This is a genomic window from Enterobacter sp. UPMP2052 (genome assembly GCF_053709675.1).
On record NZ_JBSKJR010000001.1, the window covers coordinates 1,152,340 to 1,173,383 of the forward strand.

21 protein-coding genes are annotated in these 21,044 nt (G+C 55.4%); 9 read left to right on the forward strand and 12 right to left on the reverse strand.

What is annotated here, in order from left to right; all coding sequences use genetic code 11:
• The first annotated feature begins 74 nt into the window (after positions 1–74).
• The gene (locus ACWKX3_RS05305) at positions 75–971 is read left to right on the forward strand and encodes a DMT family transporter (RefSeq protein ID WP_088209079.1); all 897 of its coding nucleotides are present in this window, start codon (positions 75–77) and stop codon (positions 969–971) included.
• 33 nt (positions 972–1,004) lie between these two features.
• Here ACWKX3_RS05305 and ACWKX3_RS05310 read toward each other — a convergent pair whose 3' ends face one another.
• Positions 1,005–1,679, reverse strand: coding sequence for a DUF3313 domain-containing protein (locus tag ACWKX3_RS05310; protein ID WP_454541401.1), 675 nt, complete (start codon positions 1,677–1,679; stop codon positions 1,005–1,007).
• Between the two features lie 133 nt (positions 1,680–1,812).
• Entirely contained in the window at positions 1,813–3,408 is a 1,596-nt protein-coding gene (locus ACWKX3_RS05315; RefSeq protein ID WP_454541402.1) for an ABC transporter substrate-binding protein, read from the reverse strand.
• A gap of 111 nt (positions 3,409–3,519) precedes the next feature.
• Between ACWKX3_RS05315 and pepT the strand changes: the two genes are divergently transcribed.
• Positions 3,520–4,749, forward strand: coding sequence for a peptidase T (gene pepT / locus ACWKX3_RS05320; RefSeq protein WP_454541403.1), 1,230 nt, complete (start codon positions 3,520–3,522; stop codon positions 4,747–4,749).
• On the opposite strand, the gene tehB is transcribed toward pepT, so the two are convergent.
• Positions 4,746–5,339, reverse strand: a complete 594-nt coding sequence (gene tehB, locus ACWKX3_RS05325) for a tellurite resistance methyltransferase TehB (RefSeq protein ID WP_006175209.1) — start codon at positions 5,337–5,339, stop codon at positions 4,746–4,748. The two genes, pepT and tehB, sit on opposite strands and share 4 nt — an antisense overlap.
• Entirely contained in the window at positions 5,336–6,340 is a 1,005-nt protein-coding gene (gene tehA / locus ACWKX3_RS05330; protein ID WP_006175207.1) for a dicarboxylate transporter/tellurite-resistance protein TehA, read from the reverse strand. The genes tehB and tehA overlap by 4 nt, the downstream gene beginning before the upstream one ends.
• 122 nt (positions 6,341–6,462) lie before the next feature.
• Between tehA and ydcK the strand changes: the two genes are divergently transcribed.
• Positions 6,463–7,443, forward strand: a complete 981-nt coding sequence (gene ydcK / locus ACWKX3_RS05335) for a YdcK family protein (protein WP_101737738.1) — start codon at positions 6,463–6,465, stop codon at positions 7,441–7,443.
• On the opposite strand, the gene rimL is transcribed toward ydcK, so the two are convergent.
• From rimL to ACWKX3_RS05365, 6 genes are all read right to left on the reverse strand, one after another.
• Positions 7,438–7,977: a 50S ribosomal protein L7/L12-serine acetyltransferase gene (rimL, locus tag ACWKX3_RS05340; protein WP_454541404.1), complete on the reverse strand. Its 540-nt coding sequence runs from the start codon at positions 7,975–7,977 to the stop codon at positions 7,438–7,440. The two genes, ydcK and rimL, sit on opposite strands and share 6 nt — an antisense overlap.
• 87 nt (positions 7,978–8,064) lie before the next feature.
• Positions 8,065–9,720 (reverse strand): glucan biosynthesis protein D, encoded by a 1,656-nt coding sequence (locus tag ACWKX3_RS05345; RefSeq protein ID WP_042319778.1) that lies wholly within the window; start codon positions 9,718–9,720, stop codon positions 8,065–8,067.
• A gap of 231 nt (positions 9,721–9,951) precedes the next feature.
• Positions 9,952–10,287 (reverse strand): type II toxin-antitoxin system RelE/ParE family toxin, encoded by a 336-nt coding sequence (locus ACWKX3_RS05350; protein ID WP_454541405.1) that lies wholly within the window; start codon positions 10,285–10,287, stop codon positions 9,952–9,954.
• 27 nt (positions 10,288–10,314) lie between these two features.
• Complete coding sequence (locus ACWKX3_RS05355) at positions 10,315–10,548, reverse strand: type II toxin-antitoxin system Phd/YefM family antitoxin (RefSeq protein WP_058608805.1); 234 nt, start codon at positions 10,546–10,548, stop codon at positions 10,315–10,317.
• Positions 10,549–10,690: 142 nt separating this feature from the next.
• Complete coding sequence (locus ACWKX3_RS05360) at positions 10,691–11,464, reverse strand: transporter substrate-binding domain-containing protein (RefSeq protein WP_058608806.1); 774 nt, start codon at positions 11,462–11,464, stop codon at positions 10,691–10,693.
• A gap of 10 nt (positions 11,465–11,474) precedes the next feature.
• Positions 11,475–12,644, reverse strand: a complete 1,170-nt coding sequence (locus tag ACWKX3_RS05365; RefSeq protein ID WP_454541406.1) for a methionine aminotransferase — start codon at positions 12,642–12,644, stop codon at positions 11,475–11,477.
• Positions 12,645–12,757: 113 nt separating this feature from the next.
• Here ACWKX3_RS05365 and ACWKX3_RS05370 point away from each other — a divergent pair, with 113 nt between their 5' ends.
• Positions 12,758–13,600 carry a LysR family transcriptional regulator gene (locus ACWKX3_RS05370; RefSeq protein ID WP_058608808.1) on the forward strand — a complete coding sequence of 281 codons (843 nt, stop codon included), beginning with the start codon at positions 12,758–12,760 and terminating at the stop codon, positions 13,598–13,600.
• On the opposite strand, the gene ACWKX3_RS05375 is transcribed toward ACWKX3_RS05370, so the two are convergent.
• Both ACWKX3_RS05375 and hglS read right to left on the reverse strand, forming a co-directional pair.
• Complete coding sequence (locus ACWKX3_RS05375; RefSeq protein WP_442779172.1) at positions 13,587–15,092, reverse strand: carboxylesterase family protein; 1,506 nt, start codon at positions 15,090–15,092, stop codon at positions 13,587–13,589. The two genes, ACWKX3_RS05370 and ACWKX3_RS05375, sit on opposite strands and share 14 nt — an antisense overlap.
• A 42-nt stretch (positions 15,093–15,134) precedes the next feature.
• Positions 15,135–16,478, reverse strand: a complete 1,344-nt coding sequence (hglS, locus tag ACWKX3_RS05380) for a 2-oxoadipate dioxygenase/decarboxylase HglS (protein WP_454541407.1) — start codon at positions 16,476–16,478, stop codon at positions 15,135–15,137.
• A 502-nt stretch (positions 16,479–16,980) separates the two neighbouring features.
• On the opposite strand from hglS, the gene ACWKX3_RS05385 reads away from it, so the two are divergent.
• The 5 genes from ACWKX3_RS05385 to cydB all read left to right on the forward strand — a co-directional run bounded on the left by ACWKX3_RS05385 (position 16,981) and on the right by cydB (position 20,950).
• The gene (locus ACWKX3_RS05385) at positions 16,981–17,166 is read left to right on the forward strand and encodes a con-10 family general stress protein (RefSeq protein WP_042319775.1); all 186 of its coding nucleotides are present in this window, start codon (positions 16,981–16,983) and stop codon (positions 17,164–17,166) included.
• An 89-nt stretch (positions 17,167–17,255) separates the two neighbouring features.
• Positions 17,256–17,750 (forward strand): YciE/YciF ferroxidase family protein, encoded by a 495-nt coding sequence (locus tag ACWKX3_RS05390; protein ID WP_006175188.1) that lies wholly within the window; start codon positions 17,256–17,258, stop codon positions 17,748–17,750.
• Positions 17,751–17,942: 192 nt separating this feature from the next.
• Positions 17,943–18,449 carry a ferritin-like domain-containing protein gene (locus tag ACWKX3_RS05395; RefSeq protein WP_006175186.1) on the forward strand — a complete coding sequence of 169 codons (507 nt, stop codon included), beginning with the start codon at positions 17,943–17,945 and terminating at the stop codon, positions 18,447–18,449.
• 87 nt (positions 18,450–18,536) lie between these two features.
• A complete protein-coding gene (locus ACWKX3_RS05400) occupies positions 18,537–19,940 on the forward strand; it encodes a cytochrome ubiquinol oxidase subunit I (protein ID WP_454541408.1) in 1,404 nt (467 codons plus the stop codon).
• Positions 19,940–20,950, forward strand: coding sequence for a cytochrome d ubiquinol oxidase subunit II (gene cydB, locus ACWKX3_RS05405; RefSeq protein WP_006175183.1), 1,011 nt, complete (start codon positions 19,940–19,942; stop codon positions 20,948–20,950). Before ACWKX3_RS05400 ends, cydB begins: the two co-directional genes overlap by 1 nt.
• Positions 20,951–21,044 lie beyond the last annotated feature (94 nt).

The window sequence follows — 21,044 nt, forward strand, 5'->3', positions numbered from 1 at the left end:
GCGCAAACCGTTGAAAGCCAGCCCGGGAAGAACGCGCCAAACTCTCCTTTTCGCCGTGACGTAAGAGAGGAACAATGAACGCACTACTGTACGGGCTGGTGGTTATCATCTGGGGAACCACCTGGATCGCCATTTTTCTGCAACAGGGGCCGGTTGCGGCGCCCGTGTCGATTTTCTGGCGCTTCGCCGTCGCCAGCGCCACGATGATGATCGTACTGGTTACCCTGCGTCGCTTGCGCAGGCTGGCGGTACGGGATCACCTCTTCTGCGTACTTCAGGGATGTTGCGTCTTCTGTTTCAACTTCTGGTGTTTTTACACCGCGGCGGCGCATATCAACACCGGGCTGGAGTCAGTTATCTTCTCGATGGCGGTGCTGTATAACGCCATTAACAGCTTCATCTTCTTCGGGCAGCGCCCGCCGGCACGATTCTGGACGGCAGCCGCGCTGGGCCTGACGGGAATTGTCACCCTCTTCTGGGACGATCTGCTGGCGAGCGGCTGGAGCGCCTCGCTGCTGACCGGGATTGGCCTTTCAGCGCTTGGTACCTATGGGTTCTCGCTGGGCAATATGATCAGTATGCGTCATCAGCGCAACGGGCTGGAAACCATGACGACCAACGCCTGGGCGATGCTTTACGGAACGGTAATCATGGGCGTCATTGCGTTGTTCCGCGGCGATAGCTTTGTGCCGGAGTGGACGGTGACCTACCTGGGCGCTCTGCTGTATCTTGCCCTGTTCGGATCGGTGATTGCGTTTGGCGCGTACTTTACGCTGGTGGGACGCATCGGCCCCGGCAAAGCGGCTTACAGTACGCTGCTGTTTCCACTGGTGGCGTTAACTATCTCAACGTTTTACGAGGGGTATGTCTGGCACATGAATGGGATCGTGGGGTTAGTGCTGATCCTGGGCGGGAATATGGTGATGTTTACCAAACCGGAGACCTGGTTCAGACGCCTGCGGATGGCGTGAAAAATAAGGCCTGCACATTGCAGGCCTTATCCATTATTTCGCAGTCTTATTCACATCAAACATGGTGGCGTCCGTCGCCATGTCATCAACCACCTGCTTCAGCGTCTGGAAGGTCAGCGGCGTATTTTCATTCGCCAGCTCTTTCCCTTCTCCTTTACGAACCACCTTCACCACCGGTTTGTTGGTGGCGGCATCAATCAGCTCACCTTCAAAGAACAAATGCGTGTCCATGGTGCGATGCCCGGTCGCCATCTGCGTGCCGGCCACGACCAGCGCAACAGGAACCACTTCGTAGAACTGCAGCCCCTCTTTCTGCGAGCTGACGCCGGTGATTGCGCCACGGAAGATCAGGCTGTGTTTACCCGGGGTGGTGACAATCTGTTTACGCTGGGCAACGGCCGCTTTCAGCTTGTCATTGGTGTAATTGCGCAACTCATCAAGCGTGCGTTTACCAATCTGCGTAGTGGGTTTGGGTTCCGGATAATAGGTAATTGGCGTCCAGATAATGCTGTCGTAATTATTGGGGTTATACGACGGATCTACCCAACGCAGCGTGGGTTTCCCCGTCGCAGACGTTGTTTGTTGCAAGCCAGAGTAGTCTTTTAAAAAACCAGAAAACTGGTCAGGTGCTGCGACTTTAGAGGCACAGCCCGCCATTGCCAAAAGGCCGGAGAGCACCGCGACCTTAAACAGGGAATGAGTACGCATGATGGGATTCCAGGTTATCTGCAAGTATGCAATTGAAGTTATAGCAAAAAAGGGGGGCGTCTGTTGTGGCAAAAAATGACGATGGCAGCACAAAATGCGAAAAGATTGCCCGGCGCGCCGGGCAATTCAGATATTACTTATTCATATCCACCTGCCAGAACAGATGTTTGCCAAACGGGTCAATTTCGTAGCCTGTCACCTCTTTTCGCACCGGCTCGAAAATGGTGGAATGCGCAATCATCACGGCGGGCATCTGGTCATGCATCATCTGCTGTGCCTCTTTATACAGCGCGATACGTTTATCGCGATCGGTTATCGATTTTGCTTCGGCGATAATCTTGTCGAACGGCTTATAGCACCACCTGGCCGAGTTCGACCCGCCATTCGCCGAGGTACAGGTAAAGAGCGGCCCGAAGAAGTTGTCCGGATCCCCCGTCGCGGTGGTCCAGCCCATCAACGCTGCCTGATGTTCACCGCCCTTCACGCGCTTGAGGTATTCCCCCCACTCATACGTCACGATTTTGGTCTGCACGCCGATCTTCGCCCAGTCCGCCTGAATCATCTCTGCCATGCGTTTGGCGTTGGGGTTGTACGGACGCTGCACCGGCATCGCCCACAGATCGATGCTTACCCCGTTGGCGAATCCGGCCTCTTTTAAGAGCGCTTTTGCCTTCTCAGGATCCCAGGCGTAATCCTTGAGCTTATCGTCCGCGCTCCAGACGCCCGGCGGCAGCAGATTTTTCGCCTCTGTACCGGTGCCGTGGAACACCGCATCAATGATCGCCGGTTTGTTGATCGCCATTGCCAGCGCCTGGCGAACTTTTACGTTATCCAGCGGCGGCTTCTGGGTGTTGAAAGCGAGAAAACCGGTGTTGAGCCCGGCCTTGCTCATCAGGTTGATGTCCTTGTTCGCCTTCATGCGCGGTAGATCTGCCGGGTTCGGGAACGGCATCACCTGACACTCGTTCTTCTCGATTTTGGCAAACCGCACCGAGGCATCCGGCGTGATGGTGAACACCAGACGATCGAGCTTTGATTTGCCCTGCCAGTATTCCGGGAACGCCGTGAACAGGATGCGGGAATCCTTCTGGTATTGCGCCAGCTTAAACGGCCCGGTGCCAATCGGATCCATGTCCAGCTTCTCTGGCGTGCCTGCTTTAAGCATCGCGTCAGCATATTCCGCTGACAGGATCGAGGCGAAATACCAGGCCAGGTCAGCCACGAACGGCGCTTCCGGATGGGCCAGCGTGAAGCGTACGGTATGGTCATCGACCTTATCGATAGCGACGATCAGGCTGCCGAACTCCAGGCTCTCGAAGTTGGAATAGCTGCCATTAGAGACGTTATGGTAAGGATGATTAACGTCTTTCTGGCGCATGAACGAAAAGATCACGTCGTCGGCGTTGAAGTCGCGCGTGGGCGTAAACGCTTTGTTGCTCTGGAATTTAACGCCTTTACGCAGGTGGAAGGTATACACCTTGCCGTCCTCGCTCACCTCCCAGCGCTCTGCGAGGCTCGGTACCAACTCTGTGGTACCCGGTTTAAAATCCACCAGCCGGTTATAGACCGGTACAGCGCTGGCATCCACGCTGGTGCCGGAGGTATACAGTTGAGGGTTGAAGTTTTCTGGCGATCCTTCGGAGCAATACACCAGCGTTTTTGCCGCGACGGTGGAACTGACCGTCAGCGCAGCAAGTGCCAGAGTTAACGTTGTAAGTTTGCAATTCATTGGCTGATCCTGTCTTTTTAATTCGACGGCTAATTAATTCTTTTGCCATTTCATAAATAACATTAAAGTGAGATTGCAAACACCTGATAAAACAAAAAAGAAGGAATCACTATGGCTTCCCCCCTCTCCAGACAATTAACCCAACGCTTTTTCCGCTATCTCGCCATTACCAGCCAGAGCGATCCGAAAGCGAAAACCCTGCCCTCCACGCCGGGCCAGCATGACATGGCGCGTGAGCTGGCTAACGAGTTGAAAGAGCTGGGTTTAAGCGACATAGCGATCGATGAATTCGCCATCGTCACCGCGGTAAAAAAGGGAAATGTTGAGGGCGCACCACGAATTGGATTTATTACCCATATCGATACCGTTGATGTCGGATTATCACCGGATATTCATCCACAAATATTAACCTTTCGCGGTGAAGACCTCTGTTTGAATAAAGAGAAAGACATCTGGCTTCGCGTAAAAGAGCACCCTGAAATTCTGGCTTACCCTGATGAAGAGATTATTTTTAGCGACGGAACCAGCGTATTAGGCGCAGATAATAAATCCGCCGTTACCGTGGTCATGACCCTGCTTGAAAACCTGACGGCAGAACATCGCCATGGCGACATTGTCGTGGCGTTTGTGCCCGACGAAGAGATTGGATTGTGTGGTGCCAAAGCGCTGGACCTGGCACGTTTCGACGTGGACTTTGCCTGGACCATCGACTGCTGTGAGCTGGGCGAGATTGTGTATGAGAACTTCAACGCCGCAGCGGCGGAGATCCGTTTCACCGGCGTCACGGCGCACCCGATGTCAGCCAAAGGCGTGCTGGTGAACCCGCTGCTGATGGCCGCTGATTTCATCAGCCATTTCGATCGCCAGCAAACCCCGGAATGTACCGAGGGGCGTGAAGGTTATATCTGGTTTAACGGCATTCAGGCCGGGCAAAGTGAGGCGGTGCTCAAGGCAAACATTCGTGATTTCGATACCGCAGGCTTTGCCGCACGTAAACAGCAGATCGCAAGCGTGGCAGAGAAGATAGCCGCGCAGCACCCAACGGCCAGGGTCGCATTTCACATTGAGGATACGTACAGCAACATCAGCAACGCGATTGGGGAAGACAGACGCGCCATCGACCTGATGTTTGAGGCCATGACGTCGCTTGGCATTACGCCAAAACCGACGCCCATGCGCGGCGGTACGGACGGCGCAGCGCTGTCAGCCAAAGGGCTGCTGACCCCGAACTTCTTTACCGGTGCCCATAACTTCCATTCGAAGTTTGAGTTTCTCCCGCTCAGTTCGTTCGAGGCCTCTTACCACACCGCCCTTCAGCTCTGTCTGCTGGCCGCGCGTTAAGCTGGTTTGCGCGCCAGAAGCGTGGCGAAGCGCAGTTTAATGCGGTTGCCGTTCTCGTCGGTGCGGTGTAACTCACCGACCTCTTCGTTGTACTTGAGCAACTCCCAGCCTTCATAGTAGTTGCTCAGTTCGCCCGTTTTGAACGCGAACGGGAAGCCCACGGTGCAAGGGTAATCCTCCGTGTCCATCGCGGCGACAATCAGGTTATACCCGCCCGGTTTGGTGCACTGCTGCATATTGGCAATCAGGCCGGGAATGGTCTTCGCTTCCAGAAACATCATCACCACGGTGGAGAGGATAAAATCGTACTCGCCGTCAAAGCTGAGGGTGTTCAGGTCTTTGATCGCCGTCTGCAGATGGCTAATCCCTTCTGCCGCTTTGATGCGCTCGATGTTATCAATGCTCATGGGATTTTTATCCCAGGCGGTCACATCATAGCCGTTGGCCGCCAGATACAGGCTGTTGCGCCCGTTACCGCAGCCCAGGTCAAGAGTTTTACCCGGCTTGACGATCCCGGCGCTATACAGCACCTCAGAGTGCGTACGGGTGAGGCCATATTTTTCGGTGAAGTAGTTCTCATCAACAGTCATTTCTTTTCCTCAGATTGCATAAGCCGTGCTTTGTCAGCGCGCACCAGAAGTTTGCCCTGCATCAGCAAGATAAACGTACGAACCAGCAGCATCGCAATGATGATGTTGGTAAAAATAAACAGCGGAATGGCGATAGCGTGAAAGAAGCCCGACGGGCTGCTATGCCCTAAGTGCAGGCCGGTGGTTGCCAGCGCGGAGACGCCGAACGAGAAACTCCAGAACGACGCGTTAAAGGGTTGTGACAGATACCAGGGCATCAGGCGCAGCATAAACAGCAGCTGCAATAAACCATAGCCGAACAGCATTTTGGCAAAGGTATCGGCATCGCCCCCGTTTACGCTCAGCCAGGCGCTGCAGGCGACCAGCGCGGGCGCAAGCTGTATACCGAGCGAGGTACGAAGGGCTGACGGCAGTTCGCCAGCACTGCGCAGGCGTTGTAAAATCACCGGCTCGAGGCTAAGCCACGAAAATACCCCCGCCCCGAGAAACACCAGGCCCGCATCGTTAAACCCGAGCGCCCCGCAGGCCATCGCGCTAATAAAGTTATTGGCCACGGTAGGCAGATACAAACCGGGCGTGGTCGCCTCTTCCGGATGTTTCCCCCGCCACAGCCCTGCACTTTGCCACGCCGCATAGCCGAGTTGTATCACCACGCCAGCGACGAATAACACCAGCGATAGCGGACGATACCAGGGGACAAAACCGATCGCCACCAGCATGGTTGTGGCCGGAAAGAGGCTGACGAAGCTGCTCATCACCGGATGGCGCATCTCTGCCAGCACGCTGTGCGGAAACCGGATTGCGCGGCTGATAAACGCCAGCGTCAGTAAAAACCAGATTGCCACTGCCAGCGCGACCAGTATATCGCCGGGCCAGTGCGACACCGGCCAGAGTGTGCTGGCATAGCGCCACGCAAAGCCCATCCCAATGGTTCCCAGCACCATGCCGAAATAGCCAGCGGGCAAGTTAAGAGCTTGTTGGGAAGTGTTATTTTTATGCATTTATTTGATATTTTAAAATGTATTTGAAATGCCATTTTAAGGGGTTTCCGCACGGGACGCCAGCACTTCGAAACGCGGAAAATTTGCTACGTTTAGTAAAGACGCTTTTCAGAGAAAACAGAATGAAAAAATACCGGCTTAGCGACGAGACGCGGATCTGGCACAGCCAAAACGACGAGCCCCGCTCCCCGATTATCTTACGGCAGCTTATCGCCACAATGGATTTCAACGATGTCGCCAGCGGCACCAAAGGCGGCTGGGTTGAAGACGAGAGTGCCCTCGCGCACGAAGGGCACTGCTGGATATACGATGAAAACAGCGTAGTGTTTGCCGGCGCACGCGTTTGCGACAACGCCCGGATCACCCAGCCGTGCGTGATAAGCCATCGCGCGCAGGTAGGCGGCAACAGCTGGCTGGATGCGGCGCAGGTCAGCCATGGTGCGATAATAAGTGACAACGTCACTATTCAGCAGGCAATTGTGCGTGGCGAATGTCATATTTACGGTAACGCCCGCGTGCTTCACCACAGCCAGGTTATCGCAGCCAAAGGGTTAACCCCTGACCACGAGCAGATCCTGAAGATTTACGGCAACGCGACGGTGAGCGAATCGCGCATCGTTCATCAGGCGCAAATATACGGTGAAGCAATGGTGAGCAATGCCTTTGTTGAACACCGTGCGGAGGTGTTCGACCACGCCATTCTTGAGGGTAACGAACTTAATAACGTCTGGGTTTGCGACTGTGCAAAAGTCTACGGTCACGCCCGGCTAATTGCGGGAAAAGAAGAGGACGCCATACCGACCCTGCGCTACAGCTCGCAGGTTGCAGAGAACGCCGTGGTCGAGGGGAACTGCGTGATCAAACATCATGTGCTGATCGGCGGTCAGGCGTGGTTACGCGGCGGGCCGATTCTGATAGACGACCGCGTGGTGATCCAGGGCCGGGCGCGCATCACCGGCGATGTGCTGATCGAGCATCGTATTGAGATAACAGACGATGCCGTTATAGAGGCGTTTGCAGGCGAGAGCATTCACCTGCGCGGCGAGAAGGTTATCAACGGCAGGCAGCGGATCACCCGCACGCCCCTGCTGGGTGCGCTATAGCGCGACGATTTTCGCGTACAGGTTAACGTCGTCAAAACGACCATTAAGGAACTCGGCCTGGCGCAGACAGCCTTCGAGCGTAAAACCGTTACGCTGTGCGACGCGGTTACTGTTGTGGTTAGCAACCCGACATTTGATGACGAAGCGACGAATTTCGCCGCGCCCGGCGTAGTAACGTATAAAGGCCTGCAGCGCCTGAGACACAATCCCCTGCCCGTGATGCTCTTCATCCAGCCAATAGCCGATGTATCCCGTTTTGTTTGCCGGTTCGATTGCGTTAAATGACAGCACGCCGGTTAACTGATTATCGAGAAAAATCAGGAACATTTTGGCGTAACCACGCTGATGCAGCATTTGATTGCTCTGCACGTTACGCCGGGTGTCGTCTTCACTGCCGACGTGTTGCGCCCAGTCAAAGGCGGTTTGTAGCCAGGCTTTGTTTTTGACAACTAAATGATGCAGCTCGGAGGTATAGCGTTCGTCGACGGCGCGAAGTTCAATATTCGGGGTGACGGGTATGATTTCTGAAGACATGTTCCCTCTCAATGGCCAGGTGGCGGACGCTGAAGGCACTGTCAGTGCCGGGTAAGCGTTAGCCCACCCGGCACCATGCCATAAGGACTAACGCATTACCCTGTCGTCAACGTAGTTGCGTTTATCCGGCGCGGGCGGGAAATACTGATACAGCCAGGTTTCGCTGATGGCGTCGCCCTGACAGCGCAGGAACATCCGCATATCCACCGGCTCCGTGGAATCCGAGGTGGGGTACCAGTCAAACAGAATGCGATACCCGTCGAACGGCTCAACGTAGAGGATCTCAACCTGTCTGGCTTCACCGCTGGAGAGTGTAATTACCGGCTCAATACCTTTCGGTGCAGCGGCTTTCAGATCGCCCCCGACAAAATCAATGGCGAAGCGACGCGCCCACACTTTCGGGTAGTGTTCGCCCGGTGCCCAACCTTCCGGGAAGCCGCCCATGCCGGTGCGGGTGGCGTAGACGTTTGCCAGCGGAGAACGTACCGGCGGCTGTGCGCTCCAGTAGAGGCGATATTTGAAATCAAGCTCGTCCCCCGCCTTAATCGCTTTCTCCGGCTGCCAGAAGCAGACCACGTTATCCAGCGTTTCGCCCGTGGTAGGGATCTCCATCAGCCCGACCGCCCCCTTGCCCCAGTTATTACGCGGCTCAACCCACAGGCTCGGGCGTTTGTTGTACCAGCCCATGATGTCCTGATAGTGGGAAAAATCACGGTCAAGCTGTAGCAGACCAAAGCCCTTCGGGTTTTTGTCCATGTAAGCGTTGAACTGCAGTTTCTGCGGATTGTTCAGCGGGCGGCAGATCCACTCACCGTTGCCGCGCCACATGGCCAGACGGTCAGAGTCGTGAATTTGCGGGTGAATGGTGTCGCACATGCGGCGTTCGTTATTGCCACAGCTAAACATACTGGTCATCGGTGCGATACCGAGCTGTTTAATGTCTTTACGCGCGTAGAGGTGGTTTTCTACGTCCATGATCACCTGGCTCTTTTCACAGTGGATCACGAACTTGTAGGCACCGGTGATACTTGGGCTGTCCAGAAGCGTGTAGACGGTAAAGGTGGTATCACCAGGTTTAACGGTTTCAAACCAGAATGCGGTGAAGTCCGGGAACTCTTCCGGCGTATCGGTAAAGGTATCGATAGCCAGCCCGCGCGCCGAAAGGCCGTACTGGTAGGTGTCATCCACCGCGCGGAAGTAGCTTGCGCCGAGGAATGAGACGATATCGCGACGCGCCAGCTCCGGTGCTTTAAAGGCGCGGAAGCCCGCAAAGCCCAGGTCGCTTTGCCCTTCCAGCTGTCTGGTGTCGACCCCCGTGTCGCCGTAGCTAAACAGCTCCGGACGGAAATGGATCTCACGCGCCTGGGAGGTGGTTTGATCCAGGGAGAACATCCGTACGCGACGGCGGAAGCCCATGCCCATATGGAAGAACTGCACGTCAAGCTGGCGGCCTTCGATGTTATTCCACAGTGACTGCTTCTCATCATAGCGAATAGCGTTGTAGGCCTGCGGGGTCATGGTCGCCAGCGTTTCCGGCAGCGGACGCGGCGCACCGCCCCACGGGGTTTTCGCCAGGTCGTGCGCCATGGATTGCAGAACAGAGAAGTCGAAACGACGGCTCTGGCCGTCAGCTATGTCAGAGTCTGCAGCATATGCTGCCTGAGAAAACAGGGAAGCCAGGCCAGAGGTGCCGCTCAGGGCGGCCATAGCCAGTGAGCCTTTTAAAAAACGTCTGCGATTCATGCCTGAGAAAACGTCCTTATGGTCGTGTGAATGTATTTCGCACAGGGCGAAACGACGGCAAGAAAGAACGCACAGCCTAAACAAAAACGGTTAGAAATCCAATTGTTGGCCGGTGATTATCTGAACAAAGTATGAAATATTTTCTGTCGACCAGAACGGCCTGAAAGTGGTGTAAAGACAGGTATGCTTATGTAAAGAGGCCCGGGCATGCCGGACCTTTTATGCATGCACTCAGGGTTGAATCAGGCGCTTAAACAGAAGTTGTTTAATATCCTGCCGCTGGGAAAGAATGGCATGCGCAGTTATGCAATGTTCTTCTACCGAATAAAGTACACGATATCCGCCTGCGCTATTGAACTCGCGGTACTTAGCACATCCGATTTTCACCAGTTCAGGGCAAATCTGGCTACCAAGGGGAAATTGGCCAACGCGACTTTCAACTTGCGTTAATAGTTCTTCTATGATGGGTCGTGGCTCAACATCCGCGTTGCGAAGAAAACTGACGATATGTTCAATGCAAAATTTTGCGGTAAACGTGTACTCAAAAACTACCGAGCTTTGTTCCATGTCCAACCCTTTTTGGAGGCTGCATCCTTACCAGTCGAGACTATCAAGCAGTTGCGCTTTCGAATACGTTTTCCCTTCAGATTTATCCTTCTCTGAAAGCGTCATCAATTTCAAAAGTGCAATAGCATTTTCACGCTCCTGCTGCTGGTCATAAGACTCAATAACATAAGCGGGAACGCCATTTTGCGTAACGAGAATAGGCTCGGAAAGGTCGAGCGTAGCCGCGTTCTTTTTTACGTAGCTAATAGTTTCAACTTTCATGAGCAACCTGATGATGGGGGCGGTTTGTTGGATTGAATATAGACTGAATTTAGACTCACCACAAGAGCAGGATACATTGACAACGTCCAGGGGATAAAAAAGTACCCGGCTGGACATCGACAGCCGGGACAAAGCGAGGCGGTTATTTCACGCTGACATCGATACCCGGGAAGTACTTATCAGCGAGTTTAGCGATCGTACCATCGGCACGTACTTTATCGATAGCGGCATCAAGCTGCTTTTTGGTGGCCTCATCCCCCTTACGCAGCCCAAAGCCGATCCCACTGCCGAGGATGGTGTCGTCCGACACCGGTTTGCCAATAAAGCCAAACCCTTTGCCCTGCGGCTTGCTCAGGAAGCCTGCCTGCCCGGCCGCGGACATCACCAGCGAGGCGTCGATGCGGCCATTCAGCAAATCTCCCCACGCCATATTCTGATCTTTATAAGACACCACGGTGACACCCTGCTTTTCCCAGTGCTCTTTTGCGTAGGTTTCCTGAATAGAGCCTTGCAGAACGCCGATGGTTTTACCCTTCAGTCCTTCTGGCGTCGCGTCTATCGCACTGCCGGCTTTGCCGACCAGCTGCGACGGAATACGGTAAATCGGCTGGGTGAAATCGATGCTTTTCTCGCGCTGCGCGGTGATGTTCATCGCTGAGTTAATCGCGTCAAATTTCTTCGCCACCAGCCCCGGAATGAGCGCATCAAATGAGGTTTCTACCCAGCTGCATTTCAGCGCCGCCGCTTTGCAGATGGCATTACCCAATTCCACATCGAACCCTTCGAGTTCACCCGAGGCATTGCGACTTTCAAACGGCGGATATTCTGCTTCCAGCCCGTAACGCAGTTCGGTGGCTGCAAACGACGAGAACGAACACAGCAGTCCCATGCCGACAACTAACGCGCGTAATTTCATCTCAAACTCCTTAGCGTGGTTTAACCCGACACAGGGCCCGGGCACCTGCCCGTAACGTCGCCTCGTCTTTAGCAAAAGAGAGGCGGATCAACTTATTGTCCGTGCCGTCGGCATAAAACGCCGACAGCGGAATGGTGGCAACGCCGCACTCGGTGATCAGCCGTTTCACCAGTTCGCTGTCGCGCTCATCACTGAACGAACGGTAGTCTGCCAGCAGGAAGAACGATCCCGCACTCGGCAGCAGCCTGAACGGTGACTCTGCCAACAAACTTTGCAGCAGGTCGCGCTTACGCTGATAAAACGCCGCCAGCGACAGCCAGGTTTGCGGATCGGCCATGTGCTCGGCAAAGGCGTGCTGCATAGGGGTATCGGCAGAAAACATCAAAAATTGATGGACCTTGCAGATCTCCTCCATCAGCTCCGCGGGCGCAACGCAGTACCCCACTCGCCAGCCGGTGACGTGATAGGTTTTCCCAAACGAGGAGACAATCACGCTGCGCTCGGCGAGCTGCGGGTGCGTCGCCATGCCGTGGTGCGGCTGGCCGTCGAACACCACATGTTCGTACACTTCATCAGACAAAATAATGATGTCGGTATTGCGCGTGAGGGCTGAAAGCTGCTGCAGGTCGTCTGCCGAGAAGACCTGCCCGCTCGGGTTATGCGGCGTATTGACGATGATCATCCGGGTTTTCGGGGTGATGGCCGCGCGAACCTCGTCCCAGTCGACGGCAAAATCTGGCACGGTCAGCTTGATGGCGACGGGCGTGGCACCCTGCAAACGCACAATCGGGGCGTAGCTGTCGAACGAGGGTTCGAAGTAAATCACCTCATCGCCCGGATGCACCAGGCCGCCAATCGCCGAGTAAAGGCCTTCGCTGGCGCTGGCGGTCACCAGCACCTCCGCGCCGGGATCGTATTGCGTGCCGTACAGCGTACCGATTTTCTCTGCGATCCGCTCCTTCAACAACTGCAGGCCGGTCATCGAGGCGTACTGGTTATGCCCGGCTTCCATGGCGCGGGTCACTCCAGCGACCAGGCCCGGATCGCAGGAAAAATTCGGCGCGCCCTGAGACAGGTTGATGGCGTTATGCTGAGCGGACAGCTGGCCGATAACGGTAAAAATAGTGGTCCCCACGTCAGGCATTTTTGAGCGAGTTTGCACCGGGGTTCGTATAGTCATCCTCTGTCCTTCTCATGGTGAGTGCATAACTATTCAAACAACAACTGCGCTGTTGGAACAACCGAATTGTTGTCATAATAGCCATGAGAAAAATGCATAGCTGAGGAGTTTTTATGTCGCGCCGCTCGTTCCCGCTCAACGCCGCTGATGCATTTCTGGTCACCGCGCGGCATCTTAATCTTACCCACGCCGCCAAAGAACTTTGTCTGACGCAGGGCGCGGTAAGCCGTAAAATTGCGGCGCTGGAGACGTGGTTCGGCTTTCCGCTGTTTGAACGCCACGCCCGCGGGCTGCGGCTCTCATCCCAGGGAAGCGCCCTGCTTCCGGAATTGCAATCTGCCTTTGAGCATCTGCTGACGGTGGCCGATCGCGCGCGAACGCACCAGACCGTGATCCGCCTGAAAGCGCCCACCTGCGCCATGCGCTGGCTGGTGCCGCGTCTGCTTCAGGTTGAACGTGAACAGCCGGATCTGCAGATCGCGCTCACCACCACGACCGATCATAACGTCAATTTCAAAACCGAGTCCTACGATGCGGCAATCGTCTTTGGCACCCACATGAGCGCGGGCGATCTGCTGTTTGAAGAGGCCTTAACCCCGGTAGTAAGCCCGCAGCGCGCGGACGTCGCGCCTGAGTCCTTAACCTTTCTGCACCCGACCCGCGACAGAACGGACTGGTCGTTATGGCTGGCACATCAGGCGCACCCGGGCGCAGCCATGCTCAAAAATCAACACTTCGATACCATGGATCTCGCCATTACCGCGGCGATTCAGGGGCTGGGGATGGCGATTGCTGACGAAACGCTGGTGGAGGAGGATATCCGCGCCGGGCGGCTGACGCGGCCTTATGACACCAGTATTAAAACCGGGGCGAGTTACCGCCTGGTATGGCGCGACTCGCCCGGTCAGGAGGACGGACTGGCGGCGTTTCGCGCCTGCCTGCTCAGTCGAGGCTGACGTGGTGTTTCATCACCCGTTTGAAGAGGCTCATGCGCGCGCGCATAAAGCGGTTTTCCAGCCTGAAACCTGCATGTTTATTCACGCCAATTCGTAGCAGCACATCCCGCCCTTTTCGACATGCGGGCCAGCGGACTGGCCCCGGCAGACTGTCGCGAGTGCCTGCATCACGGGCGAAGCTGACCCAGTAATCCGCCACCTGGGCTGCAAAATGGAGGTCGCGCTCATTCACATAGTGACGAGACGGCTCAACCTGCCCGAGCGTATCAAACACGTAGGGAACTTCATTGCCGTGCCAGGCACCGTTGACGTAGGTGGCATGTTCCGCTTCTGCCACATAATCAAACCAGTAGCGCCAGCAGAGCGCTCCGGCGCGCTGCTGCGCCTGCATCACCACGTACCCCATGGTGGTAAACGCCATGTCGCGGCACACCTGCCTGCCCAGCTCTTCATCCCCCTTCACGCCGGGATAGAGCAACTTGATCAACCCCAGCCCAAAACGTCTTTCGCGCCGCAGCTTCTGGATCTGCCCGGCGAGATCGATACCAAAGACCGCCATGACGCTGGCCTCGTCGCTGTTCGAGCCAATCATGATCGGCATCGGATGTTGACGGGCGGCAAAGAAGACATCCAGCATCGCTTCCGGCAACACGCAATCACCAACGATGGGCGCAGGGGCGATATTCAGCGGAGCCGTTAGCGGCCAGAAGGCCTCAGGCGGAATGGCGCGCAGCTCATCGGCCGTGGCGTTCTCAAGGCCAAAGTGGTGGGCCAGCGCTTGCCCTTTCTTCAAAGCCTGTTCGCGCGGCGTGTCCGGCAAGGTGTAGCCACTTTGCACAATCGCCTTATGGAAAAGCCCTTTCGCCAGCGGAGACGCCAGCAGCGACAGCACGCTGCGTGCACCAGCAGATTCACCAAACAGGGTGATGGCGTTCGGGTCGCCGCCAAAGGCAGCAATGTTATCCCGTACCCAGTTCAGCGCGGCGATTTGGTCGAGCAGCGCAAAGTTATGCACCACGCGCTCCTCCTCCCCCTCCAGTGCGGGATGCGCGAAAAAGCCAAGATGCCCAAGCCGATAGTTGAGGGTCACGACTACCACGTCGCGCCGGGCCAGCGCTTTCCCCTGATAGGGAGGCAACCCACCCGCACCGAGAGTAAAGCCCCCGCCGTGAAGCCATACCATCACTGGGCGCGGCGAGGTACGTGCAGCCGGTGACCACACGTTAAGGTAGAGGCAATCTTCCGAAAACATGCCGGGATCGCCGCCGCCGAGCTGCTGACAATATTCGCTGCTTTGCCAGCTCGACGGGGAAAACGCCGTGGCCTGGCGAACGCCCTCCCAGCGCTCAGGCGCGCGCGGTGAGCGCCAGCGCCAGGCACCGACAGGCGGTGCGGCATAAGGGATACCGCACCAGACGTGAACATCCTCATCTGTAAAACCAAGCAGCGCGCCCTGGCGCGTTTCAACCACAGGGGCGGAGGGATTATGCATACTCACCTTCTTTTTCCATCACACCCTTGCAGAGTAACGATTTTAGAGCAAACCGCAACGCTGTTTACTGCGCGCTTCCGCCTCCTCGTACAGCGTAAATTCGTCCAGCACCGGGCAGCCCAGCGCCTGCTCGAATGCCTCCCGGCTGGCATGACCGTGGCTGCGCGCCTGCGTTTCATTGCCGAGGTTGGACTGGAAAATACCGGCAGCGCTCACGGGCAGAAAATCTTCATAGGTGATCGGCTGCGCCACCACCCAGCCACGCTCGATAAGCGGCTGCGGATCGTCGCCGGGACGAAACGCATGGCGGTGCGCCTCGCCTGAAGGCGTCAGGCGGTAGCGGAAATAGGCCAGCCCCTGACGGCGCAGAAACATTTCGCTGTCCGGGAAGGCGCTAAACGTCTCGCGCAAATGCAGCTGGTGCGTCAGGTTGTCTTTGCCCGTCCCCGCCTGGCTCAGCAGGCTGTCGTACAGCGCGCGTCCTTTCGGGGTGAGCGCCACGCCGCGCTGTTCTATTTCACCAAAGCGGGCGGTATGCGTTCCTTTATCTTCCCCGGCAAAGAGCACCGGCTCCTCAAGCGCTTTAAAGCTGGTCTGGCGCAGCAGGATCGGCACCTCGCGGCGCGGCGGCCCCTCCACCAGAACTTTGGGTTCAATACCGTATTTCGGCATCAGCTCTTGTACGCGGTCGATATCCAGCGTGCGCGGCGTGAGATGGTTGATATGGCATCCGGGGAAGCAGACGACATCGGCAATCAGGCGATGCGCATTGCTCAGCGCCAGGTAAGTTTCCCTGTCTACCGTCGCGTGACGGTGCCAGCGGAATGTCTCCAGCGCTTCCTGAACAAACTCGCTCGCCTGTGCGTCGGTAAAGCCCCCTTCTGACTCATACAGGTCAAGAAGTGCCAGACAGCGCGGCGTAAAAATGTTCCGCCGCGAGAGGATCTCAGCCGCGCGTTCGCGCAGCGCGACGTCTTCAATCAGTTCCAGACGCAGCAGCGAGGTAAAAATACGAAACGGATTGCGGCACAGTGCTGCATCGTCAACCGGACGAAACGCCGTGGAGTGAACGGGCACCCCCGCCTGTGAGAGATCGTAATAGCTGACCGGAAACATGCCCATAATGGCGAAGATCCGGCGCAGGGTAGAAAGTTCCCGCGCGGTCCCCACGCGAATCGCGCCGTGACGCTCAACGTTGAGGCGCGCCAGTTCATCTGCATTCGCAAGCTGTTCATGTAATAAAGGATTATTTTCCAGAACTCCAAGGTTCACATCTGCCACCAGCTCAAGCAATGTGCCGTACTGCGGAACTTCCTGCTGGTACATCGCCGACATAGCCTGCGAAAAGTGCTCCCGAATCTCATCAGCCGTGATGGTGTTCGCCATGATGTCTTGCCTCCAGTGAATATTACCTGGAGTGTAGAAAAGGCCGTTCCTTCCGGGGGGAAGAATTTACAAATTGTGATCTTAAGACGCGTGTGGTCAACACATGCGTTGACGCACCTTGTAACAAATGAGGCCTAAAATAGTCTCCTGTAATTATTTTCTACCGCTATGTCTCGCTATGATGAAATATCACCAGGAATAATCTGCAAACGGCATCTACCTGCATTTTTTGGGCCAATAACTTTTGGAAAAAATATCATTTAGCGCGCACAGAATCTGAATACCCTCAGCAAACACAACAACTTACCCGCCCTTCTGGAAGAATATATTTTTAGCAAGCGAAGCGTTAATTGCTACATTATTTTGCGATAAATCAAATAGGGCCATTAATTAAATTTGACGAACCTCCACCAGCGACTACAGTTATTAATCGAACGACGAGTGATACGGAATATATTCGTATCTTACTGACATGACCAATATATGAAATATGAGGTTTAATATGGCAGAGCATCGTGGTGGTTCCGGTAATTTCGCTGAAGATCGTGATAAAGCATCTGACGCAGGACGTAAAGGTGGACAGCAGAGCGGTGGGAATTTCAAAAACGACCCGCAACGCGCCTCTGAAGCAGGTAAGAAAGGGGGTCAGAATAGTCATGGCGGAGGCCGTGGTTCTGACAAATCCTGATCTTAATTACATCTCTTTAAATACCTAAAGAGCTTGCTGCGGGCCAGACGGCTCGCAGTACCCTTCACATATTTAATCGGATCGTAAATATGAATATGAAAAGCATCGAAGACGTCTTTATTCACCTTCTCTCCGACACCTACAGCGCGGAAAAGCAGCTGACCCGTGCGCTGAGCAAACTTGCCCGCGCCGCCTCCAGCGAACAGCTTAGCGCAGCCTTCACTGCTCACCTTGAGGAAACACAGGGTCAGATCGAGCGTATCGATCAGATCATTGAGCAGGAAAATGGCCTCAAGATTAAGCGCATGAAGTGCGTTGCAATGGAAGGCCTGATTGAAGAGGCAAATGAAGTCATTGAGAGCACTGAAAAAAATGAAGTCCGTGATGCCGCATTAATTGCCGCTGCGCAAAAAGTAGAGCATTACGAAATTGCCAGTTACGGTACCCTGGCGACCTTAGCGGAACAGTTAGGCTATACTAAAGCCGTTAAGTTACTGGCGGAAACGCTTGAAGAAGAAAAAGAAACCGATCTTAAACTCACCGATCTTGCCGTAGGTAATATCAATAAAAAAGCGAAGAAATAACGATTTAACACAGATATTTTAAATAAGCATCTGTATGGCGATCGTTAAAGGATGCTTTTTAGCGGCAGCACTGCTGTGGTTAATTCTCGTTATTCCTTCTGTTTTTATAATGAATGAGCAGTGTACTGCAGGTGCAGTTCGAATTGCAGAGAGTAACAATAAATTGACCATCTAATAATTGAGGACACGATTATGAATCACGTAGAACACTATCATGACTGGCTACGCGATGCCCATGCAATGGAAAAGCAAGCGGAATCAATGCTGGAATCCATGGCCAGCCGCATCGATAATTACCCTGACATCCGCTCCCGAATTGAACAACATATTAGCGAGACAAAACGTCAAATCAGTTTGCTGGAAGAGATCCTCGACCGCAATGATATTTCTCGTTCCGTCCTCAAAGACTCCATGAGCAAGATGGCCGCGCTCGGCCAGTCCATTGGCGGTATGTTCCCGTCCGATGAAATCGTGAAAGGGTCCATCAGCGGCTATGTTTTCGAGCAGTTTGAGATTGCCTGCTATACCTCCCTGCTGGCGGCAGCCAAACGCGCAGGCGATACCGCCTCTGTGCCGGCCATTGAATCTATCCTTGCCGAAGAAAAAGCGATGGCTGAGTGGCTGATCACCCATATTCCGCAGACGACGGAACAGTTCTTACAACGCTCAGAGACCTCCGGGGTCGAAGCGAAAAAATAGTCAGAAGCATGCCAGGCAGCTGAACGCTGTCTGGCAGCGCCGGTGCACCATCCGTTCCAGAGGCCATTCGTTCCAGAGGTAGGAACCATGTTCGAACTCGACGCCTTTCATCTGGCCAGGATTCAGTTCGCTTTTACCGTCTCCTTTCATATTCTCTTTCCGGCGATCACTATTGGGCTTGCCAGCTATCTCGTGGTACTTGAAGGCATGTGGCTGCGTACCAAAAACGACGTCTGGCGATCGCTGTACCATTTCTGGCTCAAAATATTCGCGGTTAACTTCGGCATGGGCGTCGTCTCCGGGCTGGTCATGGCATACCAGTTCGGCACCAACTGGAGCGGCTTCTCGCAGTTCGCCGGGAGTATCACCGGTCCGTTACTGACCTACGAAGTGCTTACCGCCTTCTTCCTGGAGGCCGGTTTCCTTGGCGTAATGCTGTTTGGGTGGAACAAAGTCGGCCCCGGCCTGCACTTCTTTGCCACCTGCATGGTGGCGCTGGGCACACTGATGTCCACCTTCTGGATCCTTGCGTCTAACAGCTGGATGCACACCCCTCAGGGGTTCACCATCGAAAATGGCCAGGTGATCCCGCAGGACTGGCTGGCTATCATTTTTAACCCCTCCTTCCCGTATCGTCTTATCCACATGTCGATTGCCGCGTTCTTGTGCAGCGCATTGTTTGTCGGCGCTTCCGGGGCCTGGCATCTGCTGCGCGGAAACGACACGCCCGCCATACGCAAAATGTTCTCCATGGCGATGTGGATGGCGCTGCTGGTTGCGCCCATTCAGGCCGTGGTCGGGGATATGCATGGTCTGAACACGCTGGAACATCAGCCCGCGAAAATTGCCGCTATCGAAGGCCACTGGGAGAACCGCCCGGGTGAAGCGACCCCGCTGCTGCTGTTCGGCGTGCCGGATATGGATGAGGAGCGCACCAAATACGGGCTGGAAATTCCTGCCCTGGGCAGTTTGATCCTGACGCACAGCCTCGATAAACAGGTTCCCGCCCTGAAAGAGTTCCCCAAAGACGAGCGTCCAAACTCGCTTATCGTCTTCTGGTCATTCCGTATTATGGTTGGCATGGGGCTCTTGATGATTGCGCTTGGGGCGATCAGCGTCTGGCTACGCTATCGCAACCGGCTTTACCACTCCCGTCTGTTTCACTGGTTCGCCCTCTGTATGGGGCCTGCCGGGCTGGTCGCGCTGCTGGCGGGCTGGGTCACCACCGAGGTGGGCCGTCAGCCGTGGGTGGTCTATGGCTATCTGCGCACCATTGACGCGGTATCGCTGCATAGCACGCTCCAAATGAGCATCAGCCTGATGGCCTTTATCCTGGTCTACTGTTCGGTCTTTGGCGTGGGCTATGTCTATCTCGTCAGGCTGATCAAGAAAGGCCCGCAACCTGTCAGCACGCTGACATCGAATACCTCGGGCACCCCTGCCCGTCCGCTGTCTGCCGCCGAGTCGGTTTCTGAACAGGAGAGACTCTGATGGGCGTTGATATCTCTGTCATCTGGATCGCGATCATCGTTTTTGCCACGCTGATGTACATCATCATGGACGGTTTCGATCTGGGCATTGGCCTGCTGTTTAATTTTGTCGGCGACGCGAAAGAACGCGATGTGATGGTCAACAGCGTAGCCCCGGTGTGGGATGGCAATGAAACCTGGCTGGTGCTGGGCGGCGCGGGGCTGTTTGGCGCCTTTCCGCTGGCCTATGCGGTCATCATCGATGCCCTGACCATTCCCCTCACCGCTATGCTGATCGGCCTGATTTTTCGCGGGGTGGCGTTCGAGTTTCGCTTTAAGGCCACGCCGTCGCACCGCAAATTCTGGGACTATGCCTTTGCTGGCGGCTCGCTGCTTGCCACCTTCAGCCAGGGGATTGTCGTGGGGGCGATGATCAACGGCTTCGACGTTGAAGGCCGACGTTTCGCTGGCTCCGCGCTCGACTGGTTCACCCCATTCAACCTGTTCTGCGGCCTGGGCCTTATGGTCGCTTACACCCTGCTCGCCACCACCTGGCTTATTATGAAAAGCGAAGGTGAACTGCAGATCCGCATGCGCTATCTTACCCGCCGGGTATTGCTGGCGCTGATTGCGGTGATTGCCGTGGTAAGTATCTGGACGCCGCTTGGCTGGCAGTACGTGGCCGAGCGCTGGTTCACGCTGCCAAACTTTTTCTGGTTCCTTCCGGTTCCGCTGCTGGTTGGCGTGCTGAGCCTGTGGATCTGGCGAATGACTCACAACCCGCACAGCCACGCCCGCCCGTTCCTGCTGACCCTTGGGCTTATCTTCCTCGGGTTCAGCGGGCTGGGCATCAGCCTGTGGCCGCATATCATTCCCCCGCGCATTACCCTGTGGGAAGCCGCAGCCCCGCCTTCCAGTCAGCTGTTTATGCTGGTCGGCACGCTGTTAATCATCCCGGTGATCCTTGTGTACACCGCCTGGAGCTACTACGTTTTCCGCGGCAAAGTGTCTGATACTGAAGGTTACCACTGATAAATCCAGGGTCAGGGCGGCGCGCCAGCCCGCCCGGACCAAAAAGCGCTTGTAACTCAAACAGATCGAATGTTAATAATATTTTGCTATGAAG